The organism is Campylobacter sp. W0066.1 (assembly GCF_024723635.1).
GTDB lineage: Bacteria > Campylobacterota > Campylobacteria > Campylobacterales > Campylobacteraceae > Campylobacter_D > Campylobacter_D lari_C.
In genome coordinates this window covers 1-17,636 of sequence record NZ_JANQCW010000005.1, presented here as the reverse complement: position 1 = coordinate 17,636, position 17,636 = coordinate 1, and the positions used below count along the sequence as shown (strand labels likewise).

General features: G+C 30.3%; 16 protein-coding genes. 15 read left to right on the top strand and 1 reads right to left on the bottom strand.

The annotated features are described in order from the left end of the window. The first annotated feature begins 3 nt into the window (after window positions 1-3). Window positions 4-1,296: a C4-dicarboxylate transporter DcuC gene (dcuC, locus tag CAMP18497_RS02895; RefSeq protein WP_337212412.1), complete on the top strand. Its 1,293-nt coding sequence runs from the start codon at window positions 4-6 to the stop codon at window positions 1,294-1,296. A 24-nt stretch (window positions 1,297-1,320) separates the two neighbouring features. Here dcuC and pepT read toward each other — a convergent pair whose 3' ends face one another. Further along, entirely contained in the window at window positions 1,321-2,547 is a 1,227-nt protein-coding gene (gene pepT / locus CAMP18497_RS02890; protein ID WP_337212411.1) for a peptidase T, read from the bottom strand. Window positions 2,548-2,698: 151 nt separating this feature from the next. Here pepT and CAMP18497_RS02885 point away from each other — a divergent pair, with 151 nt between their 5' ends. The 14 genes from CAMP18497_RS02885 to CAMP18497_RS02820 form a co-directional block, all read left to right on the top strand. Beyond that, complete coding sequence (locus tag CAMP18497_RS02885) at window positions 2,699-3,511, top strand: cytolethal distending toxin subunit A/C (RefSeq protein WP_337212410.1); 813 nt, start codon at window positions 2,699-2,701, stop codon at window positions 3,509-3,511. Beyond that, a complete protein-coding gene (locus tag CAMP18497_RS02880) occupies window positions 3,508-4,311 on the top strand; it encodes a cytolethal distending toxin subunit B family protein (RefSeq protein WP_337212409.1) in 804 nt (267 codons plus the stop codon). The genes CAMP18497_RS02885 and CAMP18497_RS02880 overlap by 4 nt, the downstream gene beginning before the upstream one ends. A 9-nt stretch (window positions 4,312-4,320) precedes the next feature. Further along, entirely contained in the window at window positions 4,321-4,893 is a 573-nt protein-coding gene (locus CAMP18497_RS02875) for a cytolethal distending toxin subunit A (protein WP_337212408.1), read from the top strand. 78 nt (window positions 4,894-4,971) lie between these two features. Continuing rightward, entirely contained in the window at window positions 4,972-7,815 is a 2,844-nt protein-coding gene (locus tag CAMP18497_RS02870; protein WP_337212407.1) for a restriction endonuclease, read from the top strand. Further along, complete coding sequence (locus CAMP18497_RS02865; protein WP_337212406.1) at window positions 7,808-9,655, top strand: site-specific DNA-methyltransferase; 1,848 nt, start codon at window positions 7,808-7,810, stop codon at window positions 9,653-9,655. The genes CAMP18497_RS02870 and CAMP18497_RS02865 overlap by 8 nt, the downstream gene beginning before the upstream one ends. 9 nt (window positions 9,656-9,664) lie before the next feature. Then, the gene (locus CAMP18497_RS02860; RefSeq protein ID WP_257939350.1) at window positions 9,665-10,717 is read left to right on the top strand and encodes an AAA family ATPase; all 1,053 of its coding nucleotides are present in this window, start codon (window positions 9,665-9,667) and stop codon (window positions 10,715-10,717) included. 1 nt (window position 10,718) lies between these two features. Beyond that, entirely contained in the window at window positions 10,719-11,234 is a 516-nt protein-coding gene (locus CAMP18497_RS02855) for a hypothetical protein (protein ID WP_257939351.1), read from the top strand. Further along, window positions 11,231-12,328, top strand: coding sequence for a lipid-A-disaccharide synthase (lpxB, locus tag CAMP18497_RS02850; RefSeq protein ID WP_337212405.1), 1,098 nt, complete (start codon window positions 11,231-11,233; stop codon window positions 12,326-12,328). Before CAMP18497_RS02855 ends, lpxB begins: the two co-directional genes overlap by 4 nt. A 9-nt stretch (window positions 12,329-12,337) precedes the next feature. Next, the gene (greA, locus tag CAMP18497_RS02845; protein WP_039619215.1) at window positions 12,338-12,823 is read left to right on the top strand and encodes a transcription elongation factor GreA; all 486 of its coding nucleotides are present in this window, start codon (window positions 12,338-12,340) and stop codon (window positions 12,821-12,823) included. A gap of 3 nt (window positions 12,824-12,826) precedes the next feature. Continuing rightward, on the top strand, window positions 12,827-13,555 hold the full coding sequence (locus CAMP18497_RS02840) for a UDP-2,3-diacylglucosamine diphosphatase (RefSeq protein WP_442867767.1): 729 nt from the start codon (window positions 12,827-12,829) through the stop codon (window positions 13,553-13,555). Then, a complete protein-coding gene (locus tag CAMP18497_RS02835) occupies window positions 13,555-14,508 on the top strand; it encodes a chemotaxis protein (protein WP_337212404.1) in 954 nt (317 codons plus the stop codon). The genes CAMP18497_RS02840 and CAMP18497_RS02835 overlap by 1 nt, the downstream gene beginning before the upstream one ends. 2 nt (window positions 14,509-14,510) lie before the next feature. After that, on the top strand, window positions 14,511-16,817 hold the full coding sequence (locus tag CAMP18497_RS02830) for a hybrid sensor histidine kinase/response regulator (RefSeq protein WP_337212403.1): 2,307 nt from the start codon (window positions 14,511-14,513) through the stop codon (window positions 16,815-16,817). A gap of 4 nt (window positions 16,818-16,821) precedes the next feature. Further along, on the top strand, window positions 16,822-17,340 hold the full coding sequence (locus CAMP18497_RS02825) for a chemotaxis protein CheW (RefSeq protein WP_039619209.1): 519 nt from the start codon (window positions 16,822-16,824) through the stop codon (window positions 17,338-17,340). Continuing rightward, window positions 17,340-17,636, top strand: a 297-nt coding sequence (locus tag CAMP18497_RS02820; RefSeq protein WP_337212402.1) for an HAD-IB family phosphatase, incomplete at its 3' end; no start/stop codon positions are given. The genes CAMP18497_RS02825 and CAMP18497_RS02820, both read left to right, overlap by 1 nt.

The following is a 17,636-nucleotide window of genomic DNA, read 5'->3' as shown; positions in this document are numbered from 1 at the left end:
AAAATGCAAACTTTTTATCTTTTAGCTGCGATTTTTGGTATTGTGGCTGTGGTTTATTTGCTTATTAAAAAAGTAGAAACAAAAACAGCTTTAATTAGTGTTGGTTTTATTTTATGCTTGATTTCACTTAAGCCCATTGAAGCTTTGAATGCTTTTACGCATGCTATGGTACAACCTGCCTTGATTAAGGCAATTTGTGCAAGTATGGGTTTTGCTTTTGTGATGAAAGTGACTAAATGCGATAAACATTTAGTTAAACTACTTACAACACCTTTGAAAAATGTAGGATTTTTCTTAATCCCGCTTGCTTTTATGGTAACTTTTTTTATTGCTATTGCTATACCTTCAGCAGCAGGATGTTCAGCTGCAGTTGGTGCGACTTTAATACCACTTTTAATGGCTTCGGGTATAAAACCTGCCATGGCAGCAGCAACAGTGCTTTGTGGAACTATAGGAGGAATTTTAAGTCCAGGTGTTTCTCATACTGCTTTGATTTCTGAAATTTCAGGGAAAAATATACAAGAAATTGTTTTAACTCAAACTCCAAATGCATTAACAGCAGGAGTGATAGTGATGATTTCTTTGATGATTATGGCAGTGATTTTTAAAGATTATCAAAAAGGACAAGTTTTTGAAGTGGCTAATCAAAATAAGACTGAAGATAATATTGAAAAAGTAAATGTATTTTATGCGCTTATGCCTTTAGTGCCTTTAATTGTACTAATTATAGGCGCAAGTCCTTTAAATGATTATGAGTTTTTAACATGGACAAAACAAGTTGGAGTTGCTGAAGCTATGCTTTTAGGGGCGATTATAGCTTTGGTAGTAACTATGAGTAAGCCTGATAGTATTTTTAAAGAGTTTTTTAATGGTATGGGAAAATCTTATGCAGAGATTATAGGGATTATCATAGCTGCTAGTGTTTTTGTTGCAGGTTTGAAAGCATGCGGGGTGATTGATATCATCATAGAATGGCTTAAAAATGAACAACATTATGTGCGTTTTGGTGGAACTTTTATACCATTTTTAATGGCTATGGTTACAGGTAGTGGTGATGCTGCTGCTATGGCATTTAATAAGGCTGTAACTATTCATGCTCAAGATCTTGGTTTTGATCAAGTTAAACTTGGTACCGCAGTGGCAATGTCAGCAGTGCTTGGAAGATACCTTTCGCCTATTTTAGGAGCTTGTATTATCGTTTCAGCTATCGCTGGGGTTAGCCCTTTAGAAATTGTTAAAAGAACTGCTTTAGGTTGTGTTGTTTCGGTGGTTGTAATTGCTTTTGTGTTGTTATAAATTTAAGCCTTAAAAGGCTTAAATTTATTTTGTAGCTAGGATGATGATTTCTTGTATAACTTTGCTTGCTGCTTTTAAAGATTTAACAGGTAAATACTCATAAATAGAGTGAAAATTATGTGCTCCGGTAAAGATATTTGGGCAAGGCAAGCCTTTTTCTGAAAGCACCGCTCCATCATATCCTCCACGCATAGGAATGATTTTAGTTTTGATATTTAAATTTTCATAAGCTTGCAAAGCAAGTTTAATAGGCAAAGATTCGGTTGTTTTTAGACTATTAAAGACATTTTTATAACGATCGTTAAGCTTAATGTTAATTCTTTCTTCTCCGTATAGCTTTTTAAAACTATCACTTAAATCTTGCAAAAATTGCATTCTTTGTTTGTATTTTTCATCATCAAATTCTCTAATATCTATTTTTAAAATAGTTTTAGCGCTATTTCCTTGGAGCTCTTTAACCCAAAAATATCCTTCTTTGTTTTCTGTATATTCAGGTGCTTCGCCATTTGGAAGCATAGAGATAAATTTATGTGCTAAAAGCAAAGAATTTACTAATTTTCCTTTAGCACTCATAGGATGAGCAGATTTTCCTATAAATTCTACTTCACAATCTCCTGCATTCCAATTTTCATAAATAAACTCTCCTATCTCACAACAGTCTAAACAATACCCAAAATCAGCATTAATTTCTTTTATATCAAAAGCTTTTGCCCCTCTTAAACCTTGCTCTTCGTCAGGTAAAAAGCAAGCATAAATATCGCCATGCTTAATATTAGGATTTTTAACAAAAAATTCAAGCATATCCATAATCGCCGCAATAGCTGCTTTATCATCAGCTCCAAGTAAGCTTGTGCCATCAGTATGGATAATATCATCTCCTATGTAGTTTTTAAGTTCTTTAAATTCACTTTCTTTTAGATAAAGATCTAAGTTTTTATTTAAGCATATATCCCCACCTTGATACTTAGTGATTTGTGCTTTGGTATCGTTAGTTTGCTCCATACTTGTATCTAAATGTGCAAAAAAAGCTATTTTAGGAGTATTTGGAGTGTTTGCTGGCAAAAGAGCTGTGGTGATGGTGTTTTCTCTTCTTTTGATGTCTTTTAAACCTAGTTCTTGTAGTTCTTTTTCGAGTAATTTTGCAAGCTCCATTTGATTAGGGCTTGATGGCATAATGCCTTTGGCACCATTTTCTCTACTTGTAGTGGTGTTAATCTTAGTGTAATTTATAAATCTTTGAACAATATCCATGATTTTTCCTTTTGTATTAAAAATTAATAAATTATAACAATTCATTTTTTAAATATTTGATAAAATTAATAAAAAAATATTAAATGATATTTTCTATCAAAATTTATTTAAAATTATGATAATATATTTAAATTTAAACAAAGGAGGAAAAATGCAAAAAATTAAATTTGTAATGATTCTAAGTATATTGATAACATTCTTTATAGGATGCTCTTCTAAAGAGCAATTTAATCCTTTGGGTCGTTCTTTGGGTGGTGTAAATGATATTGATCCTTTAAAAATAGGTAAAAATCCAACACCACCTGCTAAGCAAAAAACGCCAGCTTTGGTGGAAGGCAAAAAATTTCTAGCTATACCGCTTGAGCCACCGCTTATAACAACAAACACCTTTAAAGGAGATAATCCTATAAAAGGACCTTTACCAAGACTAACTTCGGATAATAAATTTGCCTCAAATGCTTTGTATGAAAATTCAGGTATTGCAAGTGATTTTGTAACTATCATGAATCCAAATGGTGCTGCATTAACTGTTTGGGCATTAAATCCAGGTAATTGGATATGGGGTTATAATTTATTTGATAGTAAGTCTTTTGGTGATGCAAGAGTGTGGCAGCTCATTGAATTTCCAAATAATAAAGTTATGATTAAAAATGCAAAAACTAATACTTGTTTAAATGCTTATGGTAATGGTATAGTGCATTATCCTTGCGATCAAAGCAATTTTACGCAATTTTGGAGACTTTATCCTATGAGTAATGGTGCCTATCAAATTCAAAATTATGCTACACAACAATGCATACAAACAACGGTTGCAAATGTAATGGAGGAATTTAATTTTGATTATTATAGTATATATTTAACACCTTGTTTGAAATCAAAAGAAAAAAATTTAGACAGACAATGGAGCATAAGCGCACCTGCTTTTCAAACAAGATCACCTTATGCTGAAGGAGGAGTATTTTGAAAAAGATAATATTTTTAGTTTTAGGTTTTAATTTATTATTTGGAGCTTTAGAAAATTACAATAGTGGAACTTGGAATTTACAAGGTTCATCAGCTTCTACTGAAAGTAAATGGAATATTAGCATTAGACAGCTTGTAACGGGTGCTAATCCTATGGATATTTTGGCTGTTCAAGAAGCAGGAACTCTACCTAGTACCGCAGTAATGACACCAAGACAAGTTCAGCCTGTGGGTGTTGGAATTCCTATTCATGAATATGAATGGAATTTGGGCTCATCAAGCCGTCCAAATTCTGTTTTTATTTATTATTCAAGAGTTGATGTTGGGGCAAATCGTGTAAACATGGCTATAGTAAGTAGAGTGCAAGCTGATGAGGTTTTTGTTTTGCCACCTCCAACTGTTGCTTCAAGACCTATTATAGGCATTCGTATAGGAAATGACGCGTTTTTTAGCATACATGCTTTAGCAAGCGGAGGTAATGATGGCGGAGCTATTGTGAGTGCTGTAGATCAATTTTTTAGAAATAGACCAGAGATTAATTGGATGATTTTGGGTGATTTTAATAGAGAATCAGGAGCTCTGGTTTCTTTGCTTGATGCAGATTTAAGAGCACGTACACGCGTGATCCCTCCAAATACTAATACTCAAACTAGCGGAAGGATCATTGACTATGCTATCACAGGAAATTCAAATACAGCTTCTTTATATAATCCACCTCCAATCATTGCTCTTTTAGCTGTAGCAGGACTTAGGACTTTTTTAGCTTCTGATCATTTTCCTGTGAATTTTAGAAGACCTTAGGAGTAAATAATGAAAAAAATTTGTATTTTATTTTTTATGACTTTGAGTTTTTTAAGAGCTGAGGTTAGTTTAGATGAATTAGAAGATTTTACACCTATGTTTGCCATAAGATCTTTAGAAACGGGAATTTCGCTAAGTCCTTTTAGATATAGCTCTGAAATACTAGAAGAGCAAAATTGGTTTTTAAAAGAAATAATACTTAGCGATGAGTTAAAAGAAAAAGATAGATATGCTGTGCAACGCCCTTTTGGTTATGTGCAGTTTATAAACCCTAGAGGTGCTGATGTGTGTTTAGCTGTTTTAGATGAAAAAACTTTTGGAACAAAATCTTGCAAGCAAGATTTACAAGATGGACAAATGCAAACGGTTTTTTCTATCATGCCTACGACAAGCTCTGCTGTGCAAATTAGATCTTTAACGCACGGTGGAGTAAAATGCATGAGTACTTTTTATGAAGCACGCGTGCCTATAGAAAATCGTTTTGGTCTAGATGATTGCACTGTAAATCCTTCTGTGCCTATAGAGTTAAAAGAATTATTTTTCTTTGCTCCTGCTATCGTTGAAGCAACTCCGGTTTATTAAATTAAACCCGCTTTTGCGGGTTTAAACTCTAAGTTAAAATTTGTTAGAATGTCTTTTTAGTTTTTGTTAGGGATAAAAATGATTTTTGAAAAGCAAGAATACCAAGAAAAATGCATAAATAACATTATAAACCTTTTGAAAGATTTTGATTTTAAAAAGCAAGATAATCTAAAAGAATGTTTGCAAGAATTTTATAAAACCACAAATTTGCCGGTGCAAAATATCACCGATAAGTTAAATTTAGATGTTTTAATGGAAACAGGCACAGGAAAAACTTTTACTTATCTAAATTTGATTTTTGAGCTTAATAAAATTTACAAACAAAACAAATTTATCATTTTTGTTCCAAGAAAAGCAATCTTAGAAAGCGTAAAGCAAAACATAGATCTCACTAGGGAATATTTTTATGTACAGTATAAAAAACACATAAAAGCTTATTTTTATACAGATACAAAAAGTCAAAATTCTATCATCAACCATTATATAAAAAATCAAGATGAGCTTTCGGTTTTGATTTTGACAAATAGTGCTATTGATAAAAAAGATAATATTTTAAATAAAACTAATGAAATTTTATCAAAAAGTATTTTTGAAAATATCATAGATCTAAAGCCTATTAGTATCATAGATGAGCCACATTTGCTTAAAGGTAAAGCTTTTAATGAGTATTTTTCTAGATTAAATTCTATTTATTTTCGTTTTGGGGCTACTTTTCCAAAAGAAAAAGATTATGAGCTTAGTAATTTAGTATATTGTCTTGATTCTATATCTGCTTTTAAAGAGTATTTGGTAAAGCAAGTTAAAGTGCATACTTTAGGAACAAATTCAAATAATATTTTTTTAAAAGAATATAAAAACAAAAAGGCTATTTTTTCTTATACACAAAATGGCATAGAACAAGAAAAAATTTTAAAACTTAACGATAGCTTTGATTTATTGAAAAATGCCACTTTAACAAAGGTTGAAAAAGACAAAGCTTATTTTAGCGATAAAACTATCATAGAAAAAAAAGAAAATTATGTTTTAAACCAAGATGAGATAAAAAATCTTTTAAAAACAGCTATTAATTTGCATTTTGAAAAAGAGGAAGCATTATTTAAAAAAGGTATAAAAGCTTTAAGTTTATTTTTTATCCCAAGCGTAGCTGATTTTAGAGGCGATGAGCCTTTTATCAAAAACACCTTTGAAGAGCTTTATAAAGCAAAACGACAAGAAATTTTAAAAACAAATTTAGATCAAAATTACAAAGCCTATTTAGAAAAAGATTTTGATGATAAAGGAAATTTGGTCGTTCATCAAGGTTATTTTAGTGGAGATAAAGGAAGTATTGATGAAAAAGAAGCCTATGGAGTAAAGCTTATTTTAGAAGATAAAGAAAAATTACTTTCTTTTGATACTTCTTTGCGTTTTATTTTCAGCGTATGGGCTTTGCAAGAAGGTTGGGATAATCCAAACATTTTTACCTTAACCAAGCTTTCAAATTCTTCTTCACAAATTAGCATACACCAGCAAGTTGGTCGTGGGCTTAGACTTTGTGTAAATAACAAAGGCAAAAGAATTACGTATAATTTTTTATCATACAATGATGATGAGTTTTATAATATAAATTATCTAGATATTTTAGTAAGTGCTAGAGAAGTAAATTATATAGAAAATTTACAAAAGGAAATTCTTGATTCTAGTTTTGTTTTAAATGAAAATATTTTAAATTCTCAATGTCTTAGAAACTTAAATTTAAATGATTATCAAGTATCTGCAATTTTATTTTATTTAGTAGATCAAGAAATATTAAAATTTTCAGAAGAGAATAATAACTATATTGTATTAAAACCTTTATATGATAGTATAAAAGATGATGAAAAAGTGAAAAAGCTTTTAGGTGATAAATTTGAAGTTTTATTAAAAGCACTTGAAAGCTCTCAAAACAAGCACCAGCAAATCATCAACGCAAACAAAAACAAAAATGAAATCAAAATCAAAACTAATCTAGCTAAAGAATTTAAAGAGCTTTGGGATACTATCAACAAAAAAGCAAATATCGTTTATAAAAATCTTTGCGAACAAGAACTTATAGACAAAATAGCACAAATTTTTAATACCACAAACATAGAAAAAGAAAATACTTTTTATGAAATAAAAAAATTCGACAAAACCATGGATAGCATAATCACCGAGTTTAAAAAAGCAGAGCAGATAAACTATAAGGCAACTCTTTATCAAGATATACAAAATTTATTATTAAGCTTTTGCAAAGATGAAAAGTTACCTTTGAAATTTGTATTGAGTATTTATAAAAAGCTTGATAAAACTAAATTTGAAATTTCGCCTAAAAAAGCATTTAAAAATTTAATAATCATCATAAAAGATCAAATTCATCATAATTTATTACAATGCTTATCTTATGAATTTTCTACTAATGTCTTTTCAACTTCTTATAGAAATTTAATCGACAATGGTCAAATCAAAGAAAGCATAGATATGCAAAAACTAGGGCGTTATATAGATTATGATGTGCCAGCACATAATTATCTTTATGAAAATATAATTTATGATTCTAATATAGAAAAAGAAATCATAAAAGAAAATTCACAAAAGTTAGATCAAAACACCATAGAAGTTTTCGCAAAATTGCCAAAATTTTCTATACCAACTCCGTATAAAAACTACGAACCTGATTTTGCTTACTTTTTAAAAAACCAAAATGGAGCAAAGATATTTTTTATCTGCGAAAGCAAAGGCTATGATAATGAAAAAGATATTTCACCAAATGAAATAAAAAAGATAGATTATGCGAAAGTATTTTTTAAAAATTTAAACGAAAGTCTAAAAGATGAAAATATAAAAATAGTTTTTAACACAAGAATAAACAAACAAGAACTAATAAATTGTATAAATGAAGCTTTAAAGGAAAACAATGCTTGATATAAACAAAATCAAAAAAGAAAATTTAATCAACACTAGCACGACAACAAACGAGCTTTTAGAATACCTTAAAAAAAATTATCCCCAAACCATAAGCGATAATGCTCCAAATTTAAATGCTATCGCACAACTTTTAGGTTTAAATACCAAAAATCAAGGCTATGAGCTAAATTTTACCGGAAAACCTTTGGCAAATGCTTTATACAACACGCCAAACACTAAAGAAATAAAATTTCATCAAGATTATAGTAAGGATACTCAAAACACTAAAAATATCATCATAAAAGGCGACAACCTTCATGCTTTAAAGCTTCTAAAACAAAGTTATTATGAAAAAATAAAAATGATCTACATCGATCCACCTTATAACACAAAAAACGATAAATTTATCTACAATGATGATTTTGTAAAAGAGCATAGAAAGTTGTTATTACAAACTGGACTTTTAGAAATTGATGATGAGGGTAATGAAATAAGAAGCGAGACTTTAAATTTTTTCATCAACCAAAAAGGCGATAGAATTCATAGTGCTTGGCTTTCTTTTATGCTTCCACGACTTAAACTTGCTAGAGATTTGCTTCGTGAAGATGGAGTGATATTTATAAGTATAGATGATAATGAACAAGCAAATTTAAAAATACTTTGTGATGAGATTTTTGGAGAAGAGAATGTAGAAACATATATTTGGAACCTTTCAGATTTTGAAGAAACTTCTTTTACGAAAACTGCATCCAAAACGGTTCGTTTTGAACATGAATATATTATCGCTTGTTTTAAAAATATAAAATCCCTAGGAAGATTTAAAGAATATCGCTTTAGTGATAGAGAAGATTTTACAAACCCAGACAATGATCCAAGAGGGGATTGGATGTCAGGAAATATTTCTAGAAATGGCATTACTTCAACAAATGGTTCGAAATATTATACAATCACTTCTCCCAAGGGCATTGAATATACAAGAAACTGGACTGTTAGTAAGGAAGAATTTGACAAGCTTATTAAAGATAATAGAATATTTTTTCCAAAAAATGGCGAAGGTGTTCCACGATTAAAAATTTTTCAAAATGAAGAAAGCTACTCTATACAAAGTTCTATTTTATCAGGCTTAAAGACTTCAGTTACCGGAAAAAAGCAGATTGTGACCTTATTTAATAAAGATGTTTTTTCTTTTCCAAAACCCACTTTTCTTATTCAGAGGTTTTTAGAAATTGCAACTTGTAAAACAGAAGATGACTATATTCTAGACTTTTTTGCAGGAAGTGGCACAACAGCACAAGCAGTTATGGAATTAAATGCACAAGATAATGGAAATCGCAAATTTATCCTAGTGCAACTTGATGAAAGTATAGATGAGAAAAAAAGCAAAGTTGCTTATGATTTTTGTAAAAATGAGTTAAATAGCAAAAATCCAGTCATTAGCGATATAACCATAGAAAGAGTTAAAAGAGCAGGCGAAAAAATAGCAAAAGAAAATGCAGATAAAAATTTAGACCTAGGGTTTAAGGTATTTTCTATGGTAGAAAAACCAGAGCTTGTATGTGATGATAATGAGAGTTTAAACTTGATAAATCATGCAAAATTAAGTCCGTATGAAAAGGCCTTAAATTTGGCTTTGCAAGATTGTAAGTGCTTGGATGATGATATAAAAGTCATTTTTAAAGATAGGCTTTATCAATGCGAGCAAAGCTTTTATGTGATAAATTTTGATGATGAGGTTTTAAATTTTTTGAAAAATACTCATGATGAAAATGTATATATCAATGGTTTTGATGATATAGATTTAGAAATTTATTTAAATTTAGAAAGCTTTTTAAAAGAACGCTTGAAAGTGGTGTATTAAGGAAAGATTATGATAGATAGCATAGAAATTAAAAATTTTAAGGGTATAAAAGAACTAAAGCTTGAAAATTTTTCAAAAGTAAATTTTTTTGTAGGAAGAGCAAATACTGGAAAAACTTCTATTTTGGAAGCATTATTTGCTTTTTTACTTAAAAATCCAAATGATATTATTCAACTTTTAGATGTTAGAAAAATACATGTAGATGATGATGCTTTTGAAAGTTTTTTTTATGATTACGATTTAAACAAAAAACCGATTATAAAGGTTGGAAATGAAGAATTAGAAATTAATTGTGATGAAAAATCTCATTACTCAAATGTTCCTATAGATAACAAAAATAATTTAATGATAAATATTGATAATGGTATAAATCACATAAATTTTATATACAAAAATGATCAAGGTGTTAAAACACTAAGTATTAAAAAAACATTTCCAAATTTAGGACAAATACAATTTCAACATTCTATTAATTTAGAAACTTCTGAAAATGGTCTTATGATATTTCCAGAAATTAATAATGTTGATTTTATATATCAAGGTAGTTTTTATGACAATAACTTAAGAGAATGTTTAGCAGATATTGTAGAAAAAAAAGAGAAAAAAGAAAAACTAAAAAAAATATGTGGCGAATTCTCACATGATATAGAAGAACTTTATTTTTCAAGAGAAAAAATAGTCATACAAAAAAAAGGCTTAAATAGTGCAATTAATTTTAAACTTTTAGGTGAAGGCTTTAAAAAGTATATTTCTATAATGGCTTCTATTATTTCTGATAAAAAATATATTTTAATAGATGAGCTTGAAAATGGTCTTCATTATGAAGGTATTGAAAAACTAGTCAAAACTATTTTAAATTCTGAAAGCGATGTGCAGTTTTTTATCACAACACATAATCAAGAGATACTAGAGAAGATGAGTGAAATTTTAGAATATGAAAAAGAAGATAAAGTATCTGTATTTAATATTTATGAAGATGATGAAAAAAATATAAAGTCAATTCGATTTTCACAGGAAAAGTTTCTCGTAAATATAGATAATGCTAATGAGTTAAGGAATTGACATGGTTTTTTATATAACCGATAATAAAGAAAGTTTAGTTTTTGTATCTGCATATTGCAAAACACTAAATATCACAATAGATCGCAAAAATTTTATTTTAATTAAAGATAAAAATAAACTAGAAGATTACATGGCGTATATTCAAAAAGGAACACGAATTAAAATGCTATTTAGTTCCGAAAATGAAACAACCGAACAAATAAAAGAGAATATAGAAAAACAATTAGGGTCTATATTATTTAAAAAATGTAAAATTTTTATTTTCTCGGATGATAAAAAATGTAAAAATATAGACTCATTGTTTGAGGATGTGGTTGTCAATAAAGAACTATGGAATATTTGTAAAGAATTTGTTAAAAAACTTAACAATATCAATGATAGTAAATATTCAATTTTACGCACTTATTTAGAATATTTTGATAAAGATAAAGATAGTAGAAAAATAATTTTAGAAGATAAACATTTTGATTTTAACCATGAAAATTTAAAACCTTTAAAAGAGTTCTTATTGCAATGAAAACCTTTTTAGTTTGTGCTTTAGAGCCTTCAGCAAATTTGCATTTAAAAGAAGTTTTAAAAGCTTATAAAAATGAGTATAAAAAATTTGATTTAGTAGGAATTTATGATGAGAGTTTATGTAAAGAATTTAGTCTAAATTCCAAGCCACTTTATAGCTCACATGAGTTTAGTGCTATGGGTTTTATAGAGGTTTTGCCACTCATTTTAAAAGCCAAAAAAGCTATAAAAGAGCTAGTAAATTTAAGCCTTACTCAAAAGATTGATGCGATTTTATGTATAGATTCTCCTGCTTTTAACATACCTTTTGCAAAAGCTTTAAAAAAAGCAAATTCCAAAGCAAAAAGAATTTATTATATCTTGCCTCAAGTTTGGGCGTGGAAAAAAGGTCGTATACCTATCATAGAAAGTCATTTTGATGTGTTAGCTTCTATCTTGCCTTTTGATGGTGAGTTTTTTAGCAAAAGCACTTATGTAGGTCATCCGCTTTTAGATAAAATAAAAGAGTTTAAAAATCAAGAAGATATAAATTCTATACTTTCAAAAAATGATGATGAAAAAATTATCGCTTTCTTACCTGGTTCAAGAAAAAGTGAAATAAAGCGTTTAATGCCTATTTTTAGAGAATTAAGCATTAAATTTAAAGGTAAAAAAATCCTTTGTGTGCCTGAGTTTAATTTAAAAAGATTAGATCTTTATGGGGATATAAATGATTTTGAAATTCAAACTAACACCCCAAAAGTGCTTAAAAATGCTGATTTTGCTTTTATTTGTAGTGGTACAGCTACACTTGAAGCAGCTTTGGTTGGCACGCCTTTTGTGCTTGCTTATAAGGCTAAAGCTATTGATGTATTTATCGCAAGATGTTTTGTAAAACTCAAACACATAGGCCTTGCAAATATCTTTTTGGATTTTGCAGGAAAAAGCGAGCTTAATCCTGAATTTTTACAAGAGCAAGTGAATGTGGAAAATTTATATCAAGCTTATCTTAAATACGATTATAAGGCATTTTTTGATAAAGTAGATTTTTTAAAAGAATATTTGCAATTTGCAAGTGCAAAAAATTTAGCTAAAATACTTTATGAAATCAAATAAGGATAAATCATGCAAAAAGAACCTATGAGTAAATATGGCTATGAGAAATTAGAAAAAGAATTAGAACATTTAAAAAAAGTTGAACGCCCAAAAGTAGTAGAAGAAATAGACATAGCAAGAAGTCATGGAGATTTAAAAGAAAATGCAGAATATCACGCAGCTAGAGAAAAGCAAGCTTTTATAGAAGGAAAGATAGCTGAACTTGGGGATTTGATCTCAAGAGCACAAATCATCGATCCATCTTCTTACGAGCATGATAGTGTGAAATTTGGCTCAACTGTTGTTGTAGAGGATTTAGAAAGTGAAAAACAAAGCACTTATACTTTGGTAGGGGTAAATGAGGGAAATTTAGAAAAAGGCTATATTTCCATTAGTTCGCCTATTGCTAAAGCAATGCTTGGTAAAAAAGAAGGCGATGATTTTAAAGTGCGTTTGCCAAAAGGCGAGAGTGAATTTGAAATCATTTCTATAGAATACAAAGCTTTGGAATTTTAATTTTTGCAAAAAATAATTATAAAAGAAAATGCTATTTTCATCGCTGATGCGCATGAAAATGAGAATAGGCGTGGTTTTTGGGATTTTTTGCAAGCCTTAAAAGATAAAAAAATTCAAACTCCACAGCTTTTTTTAATGGGTGATATTTTTGATCTTTTGATTTATGAAGTAAAAGCTACTCATGGCTTTGCAAAATCTTATATAGATTTACTCGAAGAACTTGCTAATGAAATTGAAATCATTTATTTAGAAGGTAACCATGATTTTAATTTAGCTAAATTTTTTAAAAAAGTGAAGGTCTTTAGCATAAAACAACAACCCTTGCTTTGCGAATTCCAAGATAAAACCTTAGTAAAATTAGCCCATGGGGATGTTTTTTTAAAACCTTTTTTGCAATTTTGCTTAAAAAGTTTAAGAAATCATTATTTGCTATTTTTTTTAAATTTTTTGAATGTTATTAGTAAAGAAAAAATTACTCAAAAAATTCTAAAAAATCAAAACAAAAAACAACTTATTAGAAAAATTCCCCATTTTTCTGCCTTAGCAAAAGAGCGTTTAAAGCACTATAATATAGGTTTTGTAATAGAAGGTCATTATCATCAAGATGTGTTTTTAGAATACGAAAATATAAAATATTTAAATTTAGCTACTTTTGCATACAAGGAAAGTTTTTTTGTAGTAAAATATGAGCCAGAAATCAGATTTCACAAAATAGAACTTAAGGAGGCATAATGTTTGATGAGAATGTCGTTAAAACAGGTTCAAATGAAATGGAACTTGTTGATTTTCGCATCTTTAAGCAAGGCCACGATAAAGTCTATGAGGGAATTTATGGTGTAAATGTTTCTAAGGTTAGAGAAATCATTAAAATTCCTTTTTTGACTGAAATTCCAGGGGTACCTGACTATGTGGAAGGTATTTTTGATCTTCGTGGTGTGGTGATTCCTGTAATCAACCTAGCAAAATGGATGCAAATTCAAGAACCAGAAATGACAAATATAAAACCTAGGGTAATCATTACTGAATTTAGTAATGTTTTAATTGGTTTTATTGTGCATGAAGCAAAAAGAATTCGTAGGATTAATTGGAAAAATATAGAACCAGCTACTTTTGCAACAAGTGCAGGAAGTTTAGATAAGGGTAAAATCACCGGTGTGACTAAAATCGAAGGAGATGAGGTTTTACTTATCCTAGATTTAGAAAGCATTGTGCAAGAGCTTGGAATTTATACTCCACAAACTGATATTGAAGATGATAAAATCCAAAAAATCGAAGGTATGGCTTTAGCGCTTGATGATAGCTCTACTGCAAGAAAACTTGTTAAAGATTTACTTAATAAAATCGGCTTAAAAGTTGTAGAAGCAAAAGATGGTGTTGAAGGTTTACAAAAACTTCAAGAACTATATGGGGCATATGGTGATGATTTAAATAAACATCTAAAGATTATCGTAAGTGATGTTGAAATGCCTCAAATGGATGGTTTCCACTTTGCAGCTAAAGTAAGAGAAGATGAGAGATTTAAAAATATTCCTATCGTGTTTAACTCTTCTTTATCAAATGAGTTTATGAGTGATAAAGGTGTTAAAGAAGCAGGTGGTGAGGGGTATTTGGTTAAATTTAACGCAAGTGATTTCTTTGCTGAAATTTCTCGTGTTATTAAAAAACATGAAAAAGGTGAGGAGTAAAAATGGAAGATATTCAAGAAATACTTGAGGATTTTTTAGTTGAAGCCTTTGAATTAGTCGAGCAAATTGACCATGATTTGGTTGAATTAGAAGCAAATCCTGAAGACTTAGAACTATTAAATAGAATTTTCCGTGTTGCGCACACTGTTAAAGGATCATCAAGCTTTTTGAATTTTGATGTTTTAACAAAACTTACTCATCACATGGAAGATGTTTTAAACAAAGCAAGACACAATGAGCTTAAAATTACTCCTGAAGTAATGGATGTGGTTTTAGAGTCTATTGATATGATGAAAACCTTGTTAAATTCTATTAGAGATAATGGAAACGATACAGCAATAGGACTTGACATAGCTCCAATTTGTGCAAGATTAACTGCTATTTCAGAGGGTGAAAGCTTAGAGTCTGTTGCACCGGCTAAAGCTGAAGAGCCAAAAGAAGAAGTAAAAGAAGAACCAAAAGCTGAAGAGCCTGAAGTTGATGTTAATAAGCTTAGCGATGATGAGGTTGAGGCTGAAATTGAAAGGCTTTTAAAAGTAAGAAAAGCTGAAGATCAAGCAAGACGTGCTGAAAAGAAAAAAACACAAGAAGCAAACCCAGCTTCAAGTAAACCAGCCACTCAAGCACAAAATGCAACTGCTGAGAAAAAAGTTCCTGCAGCAGGTGGTGGAAGTAGTGGTGCGAATATGGATCAAACCATTAGGGTTGAAGTTAAAAGACTTGACCATCTGATGAACTTAATTGGTGAGTTAGTACTAGGTAAAAACCGCTTGTTGAAAATTTATGATGATGTTGAAGAAAGATATGATGGAGAAAAATTCTTAGAAGAATTAAACCAAGTAGTATCGCAACTTAGCATTGTCACTACAGATATTCAATTAGCAGTTATGAAAACAAGAATGCAACCTATTGCAAAAGTTTTCAACAAATTCCCAAGAGTTGTACGTGATTTGGGTCGTGAGCTTGGTAAGCAAATGGAGCTTGAAATTTCAGGGGAAGAAACTGAGCTTGATAAGTCTATTGTAGAAGAAATTGGCGATCCTATTATGCACATGATTAGAAACTCATGTGATCATGGTATAGAAGATCCAGCAACGCGTGTAGCTAATGGTAAACCAGAAAAAGGAACCGTTAATCTTAAAGCATACAATGAAGGAAACCACATTGTAGTAGAGATTGCTGACGATGGTAAAGGGCTTGATGCTGATGTATTAAAAGCAAAAGCTATGGAGAAAAATCTAATCACAGAACGTGAAGCTGATCAAATGAGTGATAAAGAAGCATTTGCGTTGATTTTCAAACCAGGTTTTTCAACTGCGAAAAAAATTACTAATGTTTCAGGTCGTGGCGTTGGAATGGACGTTGTTAAAACCAATATTGAAAAATTAAATGGTGTGATTGAAATCGACAGTGAACTTGGAAAAGGCACTGTGATGAAACTTAAAATCCCACTTACCTTGGCGATTATTCAATCGTTGCTTGTAGGTACGCAAGAAGAATTTTATGCTATTCCACTTGCAAGCGTTCTTGAAACAGTTAGAGTACCAATTGATGATATTTATACTATTGAAGGTAAAAATGTACTACGCTTAAGAGATGAAGTGTTATCTTTGGTAAGACTTTCAGATGTATTTGGTGTAAAACAAGTGCTTGAAAATACCGATCAAACTTATGTAGTTGTTATTGGTGTAGCAGAAAGTAAGCTTGGTATTATAGTAGATACTTTAGTAGGTCAAGAAGAAATCGTTATTAAGTCTATGGGTGAATATTTACAAAACATCCAAGGTATAGCAGGAGCGACGATTCGTGGTGATGGTAGAGTTACTTTGATTATTGATGTTGCTGCTATGATGGATATAGCTAAAGAGATCAAAGTAGATATTAAAGCACAAATTGAAGCGCAAGCTAAAAAAGTTGTGAAAGAAAAACCAAGTGATTATACAGTACTTATAGTGGATGATTCTAAGATGGATAGAAATATCATGCAAAAATCACTAGAACCACTAGGTGTGAGTATTATAGAAGCAACTAACGGCGTTGAGGCATTAAATACAATTAAATCAGGTGAGCATGATATTGATGCAGTGCTGATTGATATTGAAATGCCAAGAATGGATGGTTATACCTTAGCAGGTGAAATTAGAAAATATTCTAAATATAAAAACCTTCCACTTGTTGCGGTAACTTCAAGAACTAGTAAATCAGACCGTCTAAGAGGTGTGGAAGTAGGAATGACTGAGTATATTACTAAGCCTTACTCTCCAGAGTACTTAGAAAATGTAGTTAGAAAAAATTTAAAACTAGGATAAGAAGATGAATGATAAATTAAGCCAGGTTTTGCAAAAACAACAAGCACAAATTGCAGAACCTGATGTAGATAAAGAAGAGGATATTATTCAGCTTGTTGGTTTTGTGGTTGGAGATGAGGAATATGCTATTCCTATTCTTAATATCCAAGAAATTATTAAACCTATAGAATATACTAGGGTTCCAAGTGTGCCTGATTATGTTTTAGGTGTGTTTAATATGAGGGGTAATGTTATGCCTTTGATTGATCTTGCAAAAAGATTTAATCAAGGTAGTTCTAAAATGACACCTCAAACTAGATATATTGTTTTAAAGGGTATGGCAAATGGCAATCAAACTCCTGCAGGTAATGCGGGTTTTGTGATAGATAGATTAACAGAGGCTATCAAAATTCACAGAAGCAGGATTGATCCACCACCTGAAACTTTACTAAAAGAAAAAGGTATGATTTTTGGTATAGGTAAAAGAGAAGAAAATATCTTGACTATATTAAAAGCTGAAGCTTTATTAAAGCGTGAGTTTTAATGATAAAGCTTTGTGCCTTTGACTTTGATTCTACGCTAATGGATGGAGAAACCATCGATATTTTAGCGCAAGAGTATAAAGTTGGTGATGCTGTAAAAGCAATCACCAACAAAGCAATGAATGGTGAGCTTGATTTTTTTGAAAGCTTAAGCGCTAGAGTAGCCTTACTTGAGGGAATGCCTATTGATCAAGTAAGAAAGTGCTGTGAAAATTTACCCTTGATGAATGGCGCTAAAGAATTATGCGAGTATTTAAAAAATAAAAACATAAAAATAATTGTTTTTAGTGGCGGGTTT

Bases quoted from the DNA above. Each gene is read 5' to 3' on its own strand.
- dcuC (WP_337212412.1), top strand. From the start codon at position 4: ATGCAAACTTTTTATCTTTTAGCTGCGATTTTTGGTATTGTGGCTGTG.
- pepT (WP_337212411.1), bottom strand. From the start codon at position 2,547: ATGGATATTGTTCAAAGATTTATAAATTACACTAAGATTAACACCACT.
- CAMP18497_RS02885 (WP_337212410.1), top strand. From the start codon at position 2,699: ATGCAAAAAATTAAATTTGTAATGATTCTAAGTATATTGATAACATTC.
- CAMP18497_RS02875 (WP_337212408.1), top strand. From the start codon at position 4,321: ATGAAAAAAATTTGTATTTTATTTTTTATGACTTTGAGTTTTTTAAGA.
- CAMP18497_RS02870 (WP_337212407.1), top strand. From the start codon at position 4,972: ATGATTTTTGAAAAGCAAGAATACCAAGAAAAATGCATAAATAACATT.
- CAMP18497_RS02865 (WP_337212406.1), top strand. From the start codon at position 7,808: ATGCTTGATATAAACAAAATCAAAAAAGAAAATTTAATCAACACTAGC.
- CAMP18497_RS02860 (WP_257939350.1), top strand. From the start codon at position 9,665: ATGATAGATAGCATAGAAATTAAAAATTTTAAGGGTATAAAAGAACTA.
- CAMP18497_RS02855 (WP_257939351.1), top strand. From the start codon at position 10,719: ATGGTTTTTTATATAACCGATAATAAAGAAAGTTTAGTTTTTGTATCT.
- lpxB (WP_337212405.1), top strand. From the start codon at position 11,231: ATGAAAACCTTTTTAGTTTGTGCTTTAGAGCCTTCAGCAAATTTGCAT.
- greA (WP_039619215.1), top strand. From the start codon at position 12,338: ATGCAAAAAGAACCTATGAGTAAATATGGCTATGAGAAATTAGAAAAA.
- CAMP18497_RS02835 (WP_337212404.1), top strand. From the start codon at position 13,555: ATGTTTGATGAGAATGTCGTTAAAACAGGTTCAAATGAAATGGAACTT.
- CAMP18497_RS02830 (WP_337212403.1), top strand. From the start codon at position 14,511: ATGGAAGATATTCAAGAAATACTTGAGGATTTTTTAGTTGAAGCCTTT.
- CAMP18497_RS02825 (WP_039619209.1), top strand. From the start codon at position 16,822: ATGAATGATAAATTAAGCCAGGTTTTGCAAAAACAACAAGCACAAATT.